This window comes from Streptomyces sp. NPDC001194 (genome assembly GCF_042896985.1).
Taxonomy (GTDB): Bacteria; Actinomycetota; Actinomycetes; order Streptomycetales; family Streptomycetaceae; genus Streptomyces.
Genome location: NZ_JBIAXU010000006.1, coordinates 78,390 through 92,486, shown reverse-complemented (window position 1 = coordinate 92,486; position 14,097 = coordinate 78,390). Strand labels below are relative to the sequence as shown.

The 14,097-nt window shown below is 68.9% G+C and carries 16 protein-coding genes, 1 tRNA gene and 4 pseudogenes; 12 read left to right on the top strand and 9 right to left on the bottom strand.

Annotated elements, in window-relative coordinates; translation table 11 throughout:
* Positions 1-10: 10 nt before the first annotated feature.
* Positions 11-843, bottom strand: a pseudogene (locus ACFY1T_RS16240) (IS5 family transposase); the annotation flags it as partial.
* A 156-nt stretch (positions 844-999) separates the two neighbouring features.
* A complete protein-coding gene (locus tag ACFY1T_RS16235; protein ID WP_390788680.1) occupies positions 1,000-1,353 on the bottom strand; it encodes an Imm51 family immunity protein in 354 nt (117 codons plus the stop codon).
* 359 nt (positions 1,354-1,712) lie between these two features.
* On the opposite strand from ACFY1T_RS16235, the gene ACFY1T_RS16230 reads away from it, so the two are divergent.
* From ACFY1T_RS16230 to ACFY1T_RS16220, 3 genes and pseudogenes are all read left to right on the top strand, one after another.
* Positions 1,713-1,976, top strand: coding sequence for a hypothetical protein (locus ACFY1T_RS16230; protein ID WP_390788679.1), 264 nt, complete (start codon positions 1,713-1,715; stop codon positions 1,974-1,976).
* A gap of 31 nt (positions 1,977-2,007) precedes the next feature.
* A pseudogene (locus tag ACFY1T_RS16225) lies at positions 2,008-2,373 on the top strand (transposase); the annotation flags it as partial.
* 23 nt (positions 2,374-2,396) lie between these two features.
* Positions 2,397-2,759 (top strand): transposase, encoded by a 363-nt coding sequence (locus tag ACFY1T_RS16220; RefSeq protein ID WP_390788883.1) that lies wholly within the window; start codon positions 2,397-2,399, stop codon positions 2,757-2,759.
* A 10-nt stretch (positions 2,760-2,769) separates the two neighbouring features.
* On the opposite strand, the gene ACFY1T_RS16215 is transcribed toward ACFY1T_RS16220, so the two are convergent.
* The 3 genes from ACFY1T_RS16215 to ACFY1T_RS16205 all read right to left on the bottom strand — a co-directional run bounded on the left by ACFY1T_RS16215 (position 2,770) and on the right by ACFY1T_RS16205 (position 3,929).
* Positions 2,770-3,291 carry a hypothetical protein gene (locus tag ACFY1T_RS16215; RefSeq protein WP_390788678.1) on the bottom strand — a complete coding sequence of 174 codons (522 nt, stop codon included), beginning with the start codon at positions 3,289-3,291 and terminating at the stop codon, positions 2,770-2,772.
* A 98-nt stretch (positions 3,292-3,389) separates the two neighbouring features.
* Complete coding sequence (locus tag ACFY1T_RS16210) at positions 3,390-3,632, bottom strand: hypothetical protein (protein WP_390788677.1); 243 nt, start codon at positions 3,630-3,632, stop codon at positions 3,390-3,392.
* Between the two features lie 15 nt (positions 3,633-3,647).
* Entirely contained in the window at positions 3,648-3,929 is a 282-nt protein-coding gene (locus tag ACFY1T_RS16205) for a DUF6233 domain-containing protein (RefSeq protein ID WP_390788676.1), read from the bottom strand.
* Positions 3,930-4,375: 446 nt separating this feature from the next.
* Here ACFY1T_RS16205 and ACFY1T_RS16200 point away from each other — a divergent pair, with 446 nt between their 5' ends.
* Positions 4,376-5,203 carry a hypothetical protein gene (locus ACFY1T_RS16200; protein WP_390788675.1) on the top strand — a complete coding sequence of 276 codons (828 nt, stop codon included), beginning with the start codon at positions 4,376-4,378 and terminating at the stop codon, positions 5,201-5,203.
* Positions 5,204-5,301: 98 nt separating this feature from the next.
* Here the strand turns inward: ACFY1T_RS16200 and ACFY1T_RS16195 are convergent.
* Positions 5,302-5,378, bottom strand: a tRNA-Met gene (locus ACFY1T_RS16195).
* Positions 5,379-5,909: 531 nt separating this feature from the next.
* Positions 5,910-6,089, bottom strand: a complete 180-nt coding sequence (locus ACFY1T_RS16190; RefSeq protein ID WP_390788674.1) for a hypothetical protein — start codon at positions 6,087-6,089, stop codon at positions 5,910-5,912.
* Here ACFY1T_RS16190 and ACFY1T_RS16185 point away from each other — a divergent pair.
* Together ACFY1T_RS16185 and ACFY1T_RS16180 are read left to right on the top strand one after the other, a co-directional pair.
* Positions 6,088-6,699, top strand: a complete 612-nt coding sequence (locus ACFY1T_RS16185) for a hypothetical protein (protein ID WP_390788673.1) — start codon at positions 6,088-6,090, stop codon at positions 6,697-6,699. The two genes, ACFY1T_RS16190 and ACFY1T_RS16185, sit on opposite strands and share 2 nt — an antisense overlap.
* A gap of 611 nt (positions 6,700-7,310) precedes the next feature.
* Entirely contained in the window at positions 7,311-7,487 is a 177-nt protein-coding gene (locus ACFY1T_RS16180) for a DUF6479 family protein (protein WP_390788672.1), read from the top strand.
* Between the two features lie 49 nt (positions 7,488-7,536).
* Here the strand turns inward: ACFY1T_RS16180 and ACFY1T_RS16175 are convergent, their stop codons facing one another.
* Positions 7,537-8,172 (bottom strand): hypothetical protein, encoded by a 636-nt coding sequence (locus ACFY1T_RS16175; protein ID WP_390788671.1) that lies wholly within the window; start codon positions 8,170-8,172, stop codon positions 7,537-7,539.
* A 685-nt stretch (positions 8,173-8,857) separates the two neighbouring features.
* Between ACFY1T_RS16175 and ACFY1T_RS16170 the strand changes: the two genes are divergently transcribed.
* Positions 8,858-9,622, top strand: a complete 765-nt coding sequence (locus tag ACFY1T_RS16170) for an SAM-dependent methyltransferase (protein WP_390788670.1) — start codon at positions 8,858-8,860, stop codon at positions 9,620-9,622.
* Between the two features lie 133 nt (positions 9,623-9,755).
* Here the strand turns inward: ACFY1T_RS16170 and ACFY1T_RS16165 are convergent, their stop codons facing one another.
* Positions 9,756-9,977 (bottom strand): hypothetical protein, encoded by a 222-nt coding sequence (locus ACFY1T_RS16165; RefSeq protein WP_390788669.1) that lies wholly within the window; start codon positions 9,975-9,977, stop codon positions 9,756-9,758.
* Between the two features lie 101 nt (positions 9,978-10,078).
* On the opposite strand from ACFY1T_RS16165, the pseudogene ACFY1T_RS16160 reads away from it, so the two are divergent.
* The 5 genes and pseudogenes from ACFY1T_RS16160 to ACFY1T_RS16140 all read left to right on the top strand — a co-directional run.
* Positions 10,079-10,168, top strand: a pseudogene (locus tag ACFY1T_RS16160) (DUF2267 domain-containing protein); the annotation flags it as partial.
* 171 nt (positions 10,169-10,339) lie between these two features.
* Positions 10,340-10,561: pseudogene (locus tag ACFY1T_RS16155) on the top strand (ATP-dependent DNA ligase); the annotation flags it as partial.
* A 38-nt stretch (positions 10,562-10,599) separates the two neighbouring features.
* Positions 10,600-11,346 carry an ATP-dependent DNA ligase gene (locus ACFY1T_RS16150; protein ID WP_390788882.1) on the top strand — a complete coding sequence of 249 codons (747 nt, stop codon included), beginning with the start codon at positions 10,600-10,602 and terminating at the stop codon, positions 11,344-11,346.
* Positions 11,347-11,431: 85 nt separating this feature from the next.
* The gene (locus ACFY1T_RS16145; RefSeq protein WP_390788881.1) at positions 11,432-12,157 is read left to right on the top strand and encodes an HNH endonuclease family protein; all 726 of its coding nucleotides are present in this window, start codon (positions 11,432-11,434) and stop codon (positions 12,155-12,157) included.
* 598 nt (positions 12,158-12,755) lie between these two features.
* On the top strand, positions 12,756-14,096 hold the full coding sequence (locus ACFY1T_RS16140) for an ice-binding family protein (RefSeq protein ID WP_390788668.1): 1,341 nt from the start codon (positions 12,756-12,758) through the stop codon (positions 14,094-14,096).
* The last annotated feature ends 1 nt before the right edge of the window (position 14,097 follow it).

Here is a 14,097-nt window from a genome sequence, read left to right as displayed (position 1 = left end):
ATCTCGCGGACCAGAGGAAGATGCCGGCGACGTGGAGTCCGGCCAGGTAGATGGTCGCGGTCTTCTCATAGCGGGTTGCGATGCCGCGCCCCTGCTTCAGGCGGTTGATGCACCGCTCAACTGTGTTGCGCTGCTTGTATGCCTCGCGGTCGAAGGCGGGTGGCCGACCGCCGCGGCTGCCTCGCTGCAGCCGGTGGCCCCGCTGGTGCGCCGGGACGGGGATCACCGCTCGGATTCCGCGTTTGCTCAGGTGGTCGCGAATGGCGCGTGAGGAGTACGCCTTGTCGGCTAGGACCACATCCGGCCTGGTGCGAGGTCTGCCGCGCCGGCGTGGGACACACAGGCGGGCCATCACGTCCGCGAAAGCGGGTGCGTCACCGGCCTGGCCGGCGGTGAGCACGAAGGCCAACGGCCGGCAATTGCCGTCGGCGGCGAGGTGAATCTTCGTGGTCAGCCCACCGCGGGAGCGGCCGATGGCACGGTCACCGGGCTCACCGGCCGGGGCCCCTTTTTGCGGGCCCCGGCGGCGTGCTGGTGAGCGCGCACGATCGTGGAGTCCACCGAGACAACCCAGTTCAGATCCTCATCAGCGTCAGCGTGGGCCATCAGCGCGGTGAACACCCGCTCACACGTCCCGTCGACGGCCCACATCCGCAGCCGGTTGTATACGCCCCGCCAGTTGCCGTACCTCTCCGGCAGGTGCATCCACTGCGATCCGGTCTTGAACTTCCAGGCGATCGCGTCGATCACTTCACGGTGATCCCGCCACCGCCCACCCCGCTTCGGGGTCCGGTCCGGGAGCAACGGCTCGATCCGCGCCCACTGCGCGTCACTCAATGACACACCAGGGCAAACGATCAGATGATCCGAACGAAACGGCCTAGTTCCGGCCCCGCTTACCCGCGATCTGAAGTGGCTCCATCCAGCCCGGTCGAGTGCTGTCGGAACGGCTTGAGCTGGCCCCGCGTTCTGGCCTGTTCCGGCCCCCGTTGCGGGGTTCTATCGGTCGATAAAGCGCGGGTCGGCCATCTGGATGTAGTGGCTGAGGAGTCCGCGGTTGTGGAAGGCGGAGTGCAGGAGAATGGCCAGCTCCGTGAGGGCTGTGAGGTCGGTGCTGGTGACTGCGAAGGTGTCGCCCTCTGATCCGAAGTGGAGCTGGTCGGCCCTTTCGGGCATGTGGGAATGGACCAATGACTCTGCCAGGCCTTCCCACCCGTGACCGTTACTCTCGGCGCCGTGTTCCTCGAAGACATCGGCGACCTGGTCCATCTCGAAGAGGTAGAGGCAGTGGGAGCGGTCGGTTTCGCTGCCTTCGTCCAGATGAAACGGGGCCAGGGTCGATGCGTCGGTCATGCGGTGATGGTAAAGAAGGCCGTGCTCCGAGGCCGATGCGGGTGGCCCGTCAGGCTGAGCGGGCGTGGATTCCACTTCGCCTTGGTGCGGGCGAGCCGGTAGGACTCGGTGCCGGTCTCGACGATCGCGCCGCTGAAGGTGAACCGGTCGACGATGCCGGACAGCCGGGACGCCGTCTATCAATGTGCAAGCGCCACGGTGGCACCCGCGCGACAACCCCGGCCTGCGGCCGGCACGCCCATGCGGCGCGTGTCCACCGCCCCCCATACCGCCCAGGCTGTACGTCTGTCTGTTCGTTCGGCCGCGGGCTGACCATCGCGGGCGTACGCTGTGGCCTCGATATACCTGAGGGGGCGGCAGTGGCTGAAGCGCAGGGACCGGACTGGATAAGGGGTTTGGTCGCGGTGGGACTTCTGCTCTTCATCGCCGGCTGGTTCATCGCGTGGCCGCTGAGCGCGGCGGGCTTCCTGATGCTGTTGTTCGTGGGCGCCGCCACAGCGAGCCAGCGCCGCGCCAGCGGCCAGCCGCCGGAGACCCTGCTGCGCCCGGGTGACCGGCCTTGGCGTCGTGACCGGCACTGGCCTGATCCCGTACACCCCACCGGCTACCGGCCAGAACTCTGACCTCGGCGGCGGTTGATCGACGGCATACGGTATTGGGTCCGCCGGTGTTCCGTGGCGGGACGTACCCGTCGAGTACGGGCCGTGGGGCCGGGTCTACGACTTGTTCCGTCGGTGGCAGCGGACCGGAACCTGGCACCGGATCCTGACCCGGCTGCAGTCCTTGGCCGACGCGAAGGGTGCGATCACATGGGACCTGAGCGTCGACTCCACGGTCTGTCGTGCTCCTCAGCACGCGGCTGGGGCCCGCAAGCAAGGGGACCTGCAGAAAGAACCGCCGGGCGGTGTGTTCACCGATCCCGATGATCACGGGCTGGGCCGCTCACGCGGCGGGTTCACCACCAAGTTGCACCTGGCCGTCGAACAGGGCCAGAAGCCCATGACGATCGTGATCACGGCCGGGCAGCGCGGGGACTCGCCGCAATTCGAACCCGTGCTCGACAAGATCCGAGTACCCCGCATCGGGCCGGGCCGGCCACGCGTCCGACCCGACCGCGTGAGGCTGACAAGGCGTACGCCTCTCGCAAGAACCGTGCCTACCTGCGCCGCCGCGGGATCCGCTGCACCATCCCGGACAAGGCTGACCAGGCCTACAACCGCCAGAAGCTCGGCTCCCGCGGCGGCCGGCCGCCGCGCTTCGACCCGGTCGACTACCGCGAACGTCACGCGGTCGAGTGCGGGATCAACCGCCTCAAGAGGAACCGCGCCGTCGCCACGCGATACGACAAGCTCGCGGTCCGCTACGAGGCGACCGTCCTCGTCGCGGCCATCAACGAGTGGCTGTGACCCTTGGCCATCACACGGTGGGATCCACGTTCCACGACTCTGGCAGATCGCTGTCGCAGAAGACGCAGACGAAGTCGTCCTCGCGCACGATGTTGTGTTCCTGGCAGTTGGGGCACCGCCGGAACACCACCGCGTGGGTGAAGCCGGAGGGCCGCCCAAGTTCTACATCGTGCAGAGCATGAGCGACTGCCGGCCAGGAGGTCACGTCCGGGCAGTATCCGGTGGACTGGTTGCTGACCTCGCCCACGGACCACCGGTCTGCCTCACGCATGAAGCTGACCTCGCCGGCACTAAGGACCATGTCCCCACCGGCGCAGGCCACGTGCTCGCTTCGCCGCGGCGCCAGCCGAAGCACACCATCCGTGCCGACCACGAAGGTGAACGGTTCGGCCAGCTCCGCTGCCGATCGCTCAGCGATCCAACCGTCGAAGGCAGCCGCCGAGCCTATCGGGCACCCGCCGCTGCCAGGCCGGACCGCAGCCTTCAGCTCAATCGGTCCGACGTATCGGTAACTCCGCCCCCGCGCACTCACATCAGCCAACCTAAAGCACTTCCGACAGACGCCCCAGCTGCAAGTCCTGGCCTCGCTGAAGCAGGGCCAGGACTTGCAGTGTTGTCTGCCTGGTTGCGCTACTGCTCTCCGGTGTCCGGGCTCCACATGGCCGGTCCGCCGCCGCGCCACTCGATGAGCAGCTCGTCGTCCATGCGGACGTCGTCAGGGTCGAGGCCGGCACGGCGCAGGAATTCGAGGAGGTCGCCGGGGCCGAGGGCACGGCCGAGGATCTCTCCGTCGACGCGGACACGGCGCCCGCCCTCGGCATCCGGGGGGGGGGAGAGAGACGACGATGCGCAGGTCAGGGGACATCCCTCCACCGTGCCGCCAGACACTCACTCCGGCATCCCGAGGGCGGTGTCGGGCCGGCAGTGCGGGCAGGCGGGTATCCCCTCGACAAGAGCCCGCCGCGCCTGGTCGGTGTCGATGGGGGCGCAGCGCTTTGGCTGTCCCAGCAGCCCCCGACGTGGATGCGGACCGGGAGCCAGCCGGCGCCGGCCGGCGAGGGCCTCGTCCTCTTCCGCCGTGTTCAGTGCCCGTTCGGCGCGGCTGAGCTCGCCGCGCAGGTACGTGACGACCGTCCGCAGGTGCGGCAGGTCGGGCGGGAGTTCGGACACTGTTCAGCCCCCGTACTGAGCCTGCCGCACGGCCTTGCACGCCACACAGAGCGGCGAGGCCCTGACCCCGTAACGGCATGTCGGAGCGCGGCTTCTCTGCGCTAGTCAAGGTGAGCCGATCTGAACGGCGTCGTGGCCAGTCGGCGTCAGTAGGTGGGCGGTGGTTACCGTACGCGAGAGCCACGGCGGCCGGACATGAACGACCGCTCGGCTGCGTCACCCCGGCCGGTGTCCCGGGCGTGTCAGTGGCCTGCGGCATGATGCGGGAGACGTGGCGGCAGATCCGATAGGGATTTCATAGGCCGTCCCGAACGGGGGGCGTTGTGCACAAGCTGGTCTCAGATGGGGTAGGGGTCACGGAGGATCCGCAGCTGCACTACGAGAGGTGGCGGTGGGGCGGAAGACTGCCGAGTGAGTCGCTGCGCCGTGTCCGCGGGAGCAACGTCTTGGGGCTGCTCGACTTCGACAGTGACCTGGTCCACGACCTCGGCGCCGCGGATCCCGACGTCCAGTGTGCCGTGGCGGTGCTCGCCGCTCAGCGGGCCTGCGAGGTGGCGGGCCTGACCGATGTGCCGTGGGTCGCCGAGGCGCTCGCCGCGTTGACGCAGGGGCATCCGCTACCGCCCCCTTTCGATGACGCGGCCCGGATGTGGGAGGCTCTGCGGTCCACTCCTCTCGAACCGGGTCCGGATGTTCTCGGGGCAGTACCGCCCCAGCGGCGGCCGTACTTTCCCCAGCCGCCGGCAGGGCTGATGTGGGTCAAGACTGCAGAAGAGAGCGACGGGGAGACGAGCTACGAGCTTGACCGGCTACCGGGCAGCCAGGCACCGATGGTCTTCACCGAGCTCGTGTTCCCTGCCAGCACGCCGCAGGTTCGTGGGCCCATCTCACAGCCGCATTTCGCTCTCCCCGCCGTACTCGCTGCTGCCGAGCCCGACCCGCTCAAAGCAGCTCTGGATGCGGTGTGGCATGCGCTGAACACGCACGGAGAGCACTACCCGAAGTTGTTGGATGAGATCCGGTCGACCTGGGGCGGGCGGATGTCCGTACCGGATGCGAAGACATGGCCTGCTGATCCGGCCCGACGAGTGCGGAGCGGACGACGGAGCGGACCGATGGTCAACTACCGGGTGAAGTGGGTACGCGCGCGCGACGGCAAGACCATGGTGTCCACGGTGAGCTACGACCAGCCCAGCGCCGAACACCGCAAGGCAGATCTCGAGGCGGAGGGCGCCACGGACATCAAGATCGTGAAGGTGCGGCCCGGCGAGTAGAACCGCCCGATTCGCATGCACCCGGCCGTCTCCACGGCACACGCGGGCGTTGAATGCGAACAGCCCCCTCGACCTGGTGGTCGAGGGGGCTGTTGCGTTGGTAGCGGGGACAGGATTTGAACCTGCGACCTCTGGGTTATGAGCCCAGCGAGCTACCGAGCTGCTCCACCCCGCGTCGGTGAACACCACTCTACGGCACTGGCCCCACGCTTCCGACCGAGTATCCGGACGGTGAGGCGCTCCCGTTCAACCCGCAGCGTCCCGGGTCCGCCGCACTGTCCCTGACAGTGGTCAGCCCGTACTCCTCGGGAACGGACCAGGGAGTGTCTCGGACTTCCACGCCCGCCCCTGACCTGCGCACCAGCCCAGATCGGCCCGTGCGCGAGGTGCCGAGGAATCTTGAATAGTTGCGCTCCGTCACTGCGGGAGTGTACTGGGCGGGCAGGTCTGCGAGCGCCATGACGGCGGCTTCGCGGACGTAGTCCACGGGGTGTTGTCGGTAGGGCTCGATCATCGGGTAGGCGTCGGGGTTACAGGTGGAGCCGAGAATGCCGAGGGCGTGCTCGAGAAGGGGTGCGGCGGCACGGAGGTGGAGTTCACCCCGCCCCCGTACGCCTGCCGCGGGTCGAGGGCCGCGACCCGTCCGGGGTGGCGGACCTTCGCGATACCGGCGAGCAGTCGCGGGTTCCGCTGTCTGTGTCCGGGGCTACAGGAAGCGGTGGAGCGGCTCGGCGGCGAAGGTGCCGTCGGGCAGGACTGCGCCGGTGAGTTCGAAGTGCTTGGGTCCGTTCGCCGCGGTGTGGGTGACGACGGTGCCGGCGGGGCGGGTGCTGACGAGGTGCTGGGGCTGGCCGTCTTCTCCTGGAAACCAGGGACGCAGCACCATGACCGAGGACGACATCGCTACCGCGAGCGGCCTGCCCGTGTACACCTGGCGGCGCCGCCACGGCGCCGACTTCCGCGCCCGCGTCCCCGTCCTCAACCCACGTGAGAGGCTGCGCCTCTACGACGCCGCGCAGGCCACCGCCTACATCAAGGGCGCCCCCATCTGCGGCATTCGTCATCTGGCTCCGCTCGTGATCGGCCGGAGCCTCTGGGGGCGACAATGGGTGTTCGAACCGGGGTGCACAGCAGTGTTCGCCCGTTCCATGTCAGGGGGAGCTATGCAGCGGGGCGAAGTCTGGCGGGCCGATTTCGGCGAGCGGCGCCTGGTCGTGCTGCTCTCGGGGGAAGAAGCTTCCGAGTTCCGGGCGATGCAGGTCGTCGCTCCTGCGGCCACCGAGCTCAGCGGTATGGCCGCTGAGCTGGCAATAGGAGCCTGCGAAGGATCCCCGGTCGAAGGCGTGTTGCGGGTTGCACTTCCGCGTCCAGGCCTGATCCCCTGCACGTGGCTGGTCACCCTCACCCGGGAAGACCTGCTCGAGCGTGTGGGAGCCCTGTCGTCCGCGAAGCTCGGTGAGCTCCAAGACCTCCTCCGCCTCGGAGGACTTGAGTAGGCGCTCGTGGGACAGCGGTCACCCGCTACGACTGGTGCATACGTCCAGCCCTCCACCGCCTCCGCACTCCTCCTCTCCGATCATGATCGGAGAGACGCGATCTGGACCGATTCCGCAGCCTGGTCGTAGCCGCCGACAACTGCCGGAGGGCTTGGTCGTTGATGGCAAGCGGGGTGGGACGCTGAGGAGGGCTGGTTGTCGTTCGAGGCGTTGCAGCGCCGGACCGTCGCCGGCCGCCGTGGCGCCATGGGCCTGGCCGTCCGGCGGCCGGTCTCCTTCGTTGCGCTCGACGTTCCTGCACCTGGACGGCGAGGAGCTGCTGCGACGGCGGTACAGGGACCGCAGGACTGAACCGGAGAAGTTTTTCACCGATCGCGTCCTGACGGCCCCGTGGGCGCTGTGCCTCCCTGTCCACCCACGCCTCTGCTCCGCGCCCCGGTGACCCGGGCGCCGGTACGTTCGCGCGGCGTTGCTCCAGTGGGCCACTGGCCGAATGGGGCGCCGGGACGGTGGCGGGGCGGATTGCGGGTAGGTGCGCTGCATGATCGCTACTGGAACTCTCGCCGTTGAAGGTCAGGCATCGCTCTTTCTGATCAGTGCCGGTGTGGTGCGTGCTGGTCCTGCTCCTGATCGCCGCCTTCTGGTTCGGTAGCCGGCGCAGGCGCCGTGCGGCGCCTCCGCCGCGGCCCGCCGAGCAGAATCCGGTGGTCCGAGGCCGTGAGGACTCCTGGCAGACACCGCAGGAGCATGCGAGGGACGAGGAGAAGCACCGCTACCCCGAGCAGTGAGGGACCGACACCCGCACGTCGTCAGGGTGACGACGCTGGCGGAGGAATGTCAGTCTTCGAAGTAGTCGGTCAGGACGCAGCCCTTCACGAGTGCGGGGTCTTTGCGGTAGCCGGTGGGCGGGTTGAAGTCGGGGTGGCAGTTGAGGATGAGGAGGCCGCCGGGCTTGATCGCGTTGCGGATGACGGACTTTTGGTCGGGCAGGACGGCGAAGTCCTGGCCGAGGAGGAACTTGCCGCGGTGGCCCTTGTTCGGGCTTTCCTTGCGGTCCGCGTCGAGTTCGGCCTTGTACGTGGCCTGGAAGGTCTTGAGGTCTTTGGACATGAAGATGCGGGTGCCCTTGCCGCAGGCGCCGCGCTCGGTGACGCCCCACTTGCTGTCGTAGGTCTCGTCGCCGGGGAAGAAGTCGTCGTCCTTCGGGTCGGTGGAGATGTCGTTGCAGGCGCCGTAGGCGTTGACGATCTGGGCGGCCTTGGCCATCGTGCCCGCCTTGGGCAGGCCCGGGGCGCCGGCCTTGCCGTCGCCGTCGGAGCCGCTCGAGCCGTCGGCTCCGCCGTTCTTCGCGGGTGCCTGGTTGCCCAGGGCCCCATCGAGGGATCCGCCCTTGTCATCGCTTCCGCATGCGGTCAGGGCCGTGAGGCAGAGCAGGGTTGTGGTCGTGGCGCTGACGAGCCGGTGCATGCGCATATTGGCGGGAACTCCCGTGTCAATGATCAGGATGCGCCCGACCCTAGGATGTATGGCGTGTGCATGGCAAATGGCGTCGTGCTGGATCGGCGCCCCACCGCCAGCCGCAGCGGCGCTCGATGGCGCGCCCTCCCAAACTCGTCTCCGCCCTGAACTGTGCACCTCCACCCCGGAGCAGGTGCCGAAACCTGACGGACGTGGAGTCGATCGCGGCACGCCCACGTCTTGGCGCCGACCGCAACGGCACGCCCTACCGCCCTACCGCCCTACCGTCCGGCAGCCGCCGCAACCACGTCTGCGCCTCCGCGCTTGCCCGGGATGGGATCGGGCCCCGGACCGGGGGGAGGGCCGGGGCCCGAAAAGGGGCAGCGGACGAGGGCGCCGCGTTCAGTGGCGGAAGGTGTCCTTGATGTCCTTGATGTCTACCCCGGCCTGTCGGGCGTCCCCCTTGCCTTGGCCTGCTCGATGGTGGCCTTGGTCTTCTCCGTGCCCGACATCGGGACCTCCTCCTGTAGTACCGGATCGGTCGTGACCGCTCGCCTGCTCTCGATCGGCGAGCGCAACCCCCTTGTCGCCGACTGCGCGAACCACGTACGGCACTGCGCGGCAGGCCGCCGCTCTTACCCGGCAGAGCCGCACAGGAAAGGGGTTGCGTCTTTGGCGGGCGGGGGTTTGAGTTCGGTTCGTGACTGCTTTGGATGATCTTGTGCGGCCGGATAGATACCCGCGTTCTTCCCGTTACGATCCGGCCTGGCTGGTGGGCTTGGACATGGGCCCGAATCCGTTGTGGCTCCTGGAGGACCTGTCCCGGGATCTGGATCTGCGGCCCGGGATGCGGGTCCTTGACCTGGGCTCCGGCAAGGGTGCCACGTCCGTTTTCCTGGCCCGGGAGTTCGGCGTGGACGTTGTCGCCGCGGACTGGTGGATACCGGCGGAGGATGCGGCCGCCGTCTTCGCCGAGGCCGGGGTCAGCGGCCAGGTGACGCCGGTACGGGCGGAGGCTCACGCCCTGCCGTTCGAGGCGGAGACCTTCGACGCGATCGTGAGCATCGACGCTTTCGAATACTTCGGCACCGCCGACAGCTACCTGCCCTACCTGACCCACTTCCTGCGCCCTGGTGGTCAGCTCGGTGTGGCGACTCCCGGCATGAACTGTGAGGTCCGCGATCTCGGCGTGATCCCGCCCCACATCAAGCGCGTGGTCGGCTGGGAGGCCATTGCATGGCATACGCCGCAGTGGTGGCGGTTCCACTGGGAGATCACCGAGTTGGTGGACGTGACATCCGCACGGTTCCAGGAGGACGCCTGGCGGGACTGGCTTTTGTGGGCGCGTGCGTGCGCCGAGCACCAGCCGGACGGTGAGAAGGCCAACCGGCCGGTGATCGACATGCTCACCGAGGACGGCGGGGAGTACCTCTCGTTCGCCCTGCTGACCGCGCGCAAGCGGTAGCCACGGTTCCGACGTGCCACCGCCATGACATGAACCACTCGGCAGCACTCACCCTGGATGCTTGACAACGGTCATTCGGAGTCAGCCACATCACGTGCAGTTGTGGATGCGGCTGTTGGCGCCGGCGTGGTGGTCACCAGTAGTCGCCGGCGGCGAGGTAGTGGAAGGAGTGGCTGCTGTGCGCGGGGAGGGTGGCCGTCGCGGTGCGGGTACCGTCGCCTTGGGGTTCGAGGGGGTGGGCGGCGGGGTTCCAGTGGTTGAAGCCCCCGACAACGCTGACAGGCCCGTCGAGGTCGTCTGCGGGTAGGACGAAGGTGATCTGGGCTTCGTCCTTGAGCTGCTTGCGTTCGATCATGGTGGTCTCCAGCCGTGGAAGTCGTCAGGGGTGCGCGCCTCCTTGCCGGTGTGGCGACCGGTCACGGCGGGACGTGGCCGCGGGCCCGTGTGCCGGTCACCCCGCACCTCACCGGCTGGGGCTTCGTGAAAGACCTGGCGGCCCGCACTGGCATGAGCCCGGCCGTCGCCCGCTGGGACACCGGTGCCGTACATGGAGGGCGTTGTACAGCATCGGGGCCCGATCGATGTCAATCTCACCACCGACATGCACGACCACCCGCCCGTCACCGCTGTCCACCCACATGCCGAGGTCACGGCCTTCTTGGTCACCCATGGCATCCATGATGAGGCAGGCAGACACCCGAAACGAAAGGCCCCGGTGTGACGCTGCGCCCCCCTGTTGAACCGATCCTGGCGCAGACCGCCGAGGCGATCCCGCTCACGCGCCTGGGGGCCGGGGTGGCGTACGAGCAGAAGTTCGACGGACACCGCGCCCTGCTGTTCACGCAGCCCGCCCCGGGCGGCCAGGTCCTGATCCAGACCCGCCGCGGCTCGCTGGTGCAGGACCGCTTCCCCGCACTGGTCGCGGCCGCGGTCGAGCAGCTCCCGCCGGGCCTGGTCCTCGATGGCGAACTCCTGGTCTGGTACCCGGAGGCCGGGGCCCGCTTCGGGCGGCCGCCCGCGCCCCCAGCGCGGCCGCCCTCGCGGCCCGCACCCCGGCCTACTTCGTCGCGTTCGACGTCCTCCAACTCGACGGCGTCGAGACCCTGAACCTGCCCTACGGTGAGCGCCGACGACGCCTCGAAGTGCTCTTCTCCGCCCGCGCCCTGACGGCCCCGTGGACGCTGTGCCCGATGACCACCGACCTGGCGTCGGCACAAGACTGGCTGGAGACCTGGACCGACGTGTCAGGCGTCGAAGGCCTGGTCGTCAAGCCTCTGACCAGCAAATACCTTCCAAATACGCGGGGCTGGACCAAGGTTCGAAGGCGGGACGCCACGGAGACGATCGTCGGCGCGATCACCGGCACCCTGACCCGCCCGCAGCTCCTCGTCGTCGGCCGCCACGACCAGAACGGCCGGCTGCGCGCCGTCGGCCGCACCGTACCGCTGCGCCCGGACGCCGCCCGGCAGGTCACCGAGCACCTCACCGCAGCCGCGCCCGGGCACCCGTGGGAGGGCGTGCGCTTCTCCGCGACGTGGGGGAGCCGCGACGTCCTCGACACCACCCTCGTCCACCCCGCCCTGGTCGCCGAGGTCAGCGCCGACCGCGCCATCGACCACGGCGGCATCTACCGCCACCCACTCCGGTTCCAACGGCTGCGCCTGGACGTGGGGCTCGAAGGCGTACCCAGGTTCGGAGAGGGTCCGGCGGCGGCCGCCGGCTGACCGGGCTGGGGCCTGGTGCAGTGGCGTTTCGCCGGTGAACCGGCGTGCTCGGGCGGGTGAACCGGGCCAGGGTGGCCTGTTGCTGATGGTGTGGTGGCCGGTACAACCGGCTCATGATGATCACGAAGCGGCCGCTGTCGCGGTCGCCGCCCTCGCCCTGACCCTGACTCTGCCCACGGCCGCGCACGCGGCCGCACCACCCGCCGCCCCGGCTCCGGCTGCGGCCGTCGTGCCGCAGGTGCTGCCGATCGGGGTCGCGGTGTCCGCGCTGCCGTTGGCGGTGGAGGACCGGACCTGCTACCAGCGGACCTCCTTCCGGCACTGGAACGCCGGCGAGATTCCGGCCGACGGTTGCAACACCCGCCAGGAGGTCCTCCTGGCCGAGGCGATCGTGTACCCGGAGATCGGGCCGGGCTGCACCCTGACCGGCGGGACCTGGTGGAGCCACTACGACGAGCGGGAGGTGACGCCGGCCGGGGCCCTGGACATCGACCACATGGTCCCGCTCGCCGAAGCCTGGGATTCGGGCGCAAGTTCGTGGACTGCACAAAGGTGCGAGGTGTACGCGAACGATCAGGGTCAGCCGGCTTCCCTGGTGGCGGTGACGGCGCGTTCGAATAGGTCGAAGGCGGACCAGGATCCGGCGGAGTGGCTGCCGCCGGCACCGGATGCGCTGTGCCGGTACGGCGCCGAGTGGACCGCGACCAAGCTCCGCTGGCGCCTCGCGGTCGACGAGGCCGAGCGGGACCGGCTGTTCGACATCGCGGCCGACTGCGGCGGAACCGACGTGGAGTTCACCCCCGCCCCGTAGGCGCCCGCCGCCCAGGGCCGCCACCTCGTCGTCGATCGGAGGGGCAAGATCATGAACAAGATCGTTTGGCGCATCCCCGTCGCCGTGGTCGGGTACGAGACGCCGGACTGCTCGCAATGTTCCTCGTTGGTGGCCTGCGGGCGGCGAACAGGGAACCATGCAGCCGATTCGCACGGGCGTGCGGCACATCCGCCTTGCTGGCGCTGCGTCACTCATGCAGCCCCTCTTTTCCGATTTGTGGTCTATTGCTGTGAAATATGCGTGAATACTGCCGGGTGACGGCGCATCACCACTTCTGGCAGGGAGTCGGTCTGTGGTCCCCCGCTCGGGGTGGTGGGCCTGCGCGCCGGCGCAGGTAGGGAGCTTGCGGCCCTGAGAAGTCATCGTCGCGGGCGCTCGGAATCCTCCCTTCGGGAGGACCGCGGATAGAAGCAACAAGAAAGGTCCTGTTGTGGCATCGGATGTCATCCGGTCGGCTCCACCCGACACAAGCCCTCAACGCAGTCTGCTCAAACGGGGAGCCTCTACCCTGCTCCCCGCGGCGCTCCTGGCGTCGGCCGCCCTGGTCCCGACCCTCGCCCACGCCGCAGAAGCCCCTGTGCTGCTGGGGACCACCGCCAGTTACGGGGTTCTGGCCGGTGCGATGGTCACCAACACGAACCCCACCGTCATCAACGGCGACCTGGGCCTCTATCCGGGCACGTCGGTGACTGGCTTCCCGCCCGGCATCGTCAACGGAGTGACGCGCGTAGCCCCCAACGCCGCCGCCGCTCAGGCGAAATCAGACCTCGTCGTCGCCTACGACGACGCGGCAGGCCGGGGGCCCGGGACCATTCTCGCTTCAGACGAGATCGGCGGACTGACGCTGACGCCCGGCGTCTACACGGCCCCGGCAACCCCGCCGTCCCTGCAACTCACCGGGACGGTCACCCTCGACGGCCAGAACGACCCCAACGCGGTCTTCATCTTCCGGATTCCCTCGACCCTGACCACTGCTTCGTCGAGTTCCGTGGCCTTCATCAACGGAGCAAATGCCTGCAACGTGTTCTGGCAGGTGGGCAGCTCCGCCACCCTCGGCACGACCACCCAGTTCAAGGGCACCATCCTGGCCATGCAGTCCATCACGCTGAACAACAGCGCCGTGATCGAAGGCCGCGCCCTGGCGCGTGAGGCCGCGGTCACGATGGACAACAACACCATTACGAGGCCAGCCTGCGCCGTAGGACCGCCCGGACCTCCCGGCCCCAGCGGTCCTCCTGGTCCGAGCGGTCCTCCCGGCCCAACTGGTTCCCCGGGTCCGACCGGCAGCCCCGGTCCGACTGGTTCCCCGGGTCCGACCGGCAGCCCCGGTCCGACCGGTGCTCCCGGCCCGACCGGCAGCCCTGGCGCTCCCGGCGCCCCTGGTGCCCCCGGTGCACCCGGCAGCCCCGGCCCGTCCGGCCCCGCCGGACCTGCCGGCCCTGCAGGACCCGCCGGGCCCAAGGGGCCTCGCGGTGACAAGGGCGGGAAGGATCACCACGGCCACGACAAGGACAAGGACAAGGACAAGGGAGAGAACGGCCGCCACGACCACGACAAGGACGAGGACGAGGACGGCGATCACGGCAAGGACGAGGACGGCCGCCACGACCACGACAAGGAAGGCGACCACGGCAAGGGCGAGAACGGTCAGGACGACCACGACTTCGACAAGCCGCCGTGGGCCGGATTCATGCCGAACGGCCAGGGCAATGACCCCGGCCAAGCGGGTCCCGGCCACGCGGCCAGGAGCGTCAACTTCGCGCACGTGAGCGCCGCCACCGGTCAGCAGCCGGAGGGGGCCGGCTCAAGCGGCGGGACCGGCATCATGGCCGCCTCTGCGGCAGTTCTGGCATTCGTCGCAGGCTCCGTCCTCTTCACCAGGAAGAGAATCCGGCGAGGTACGACTCGACAGGACTAGC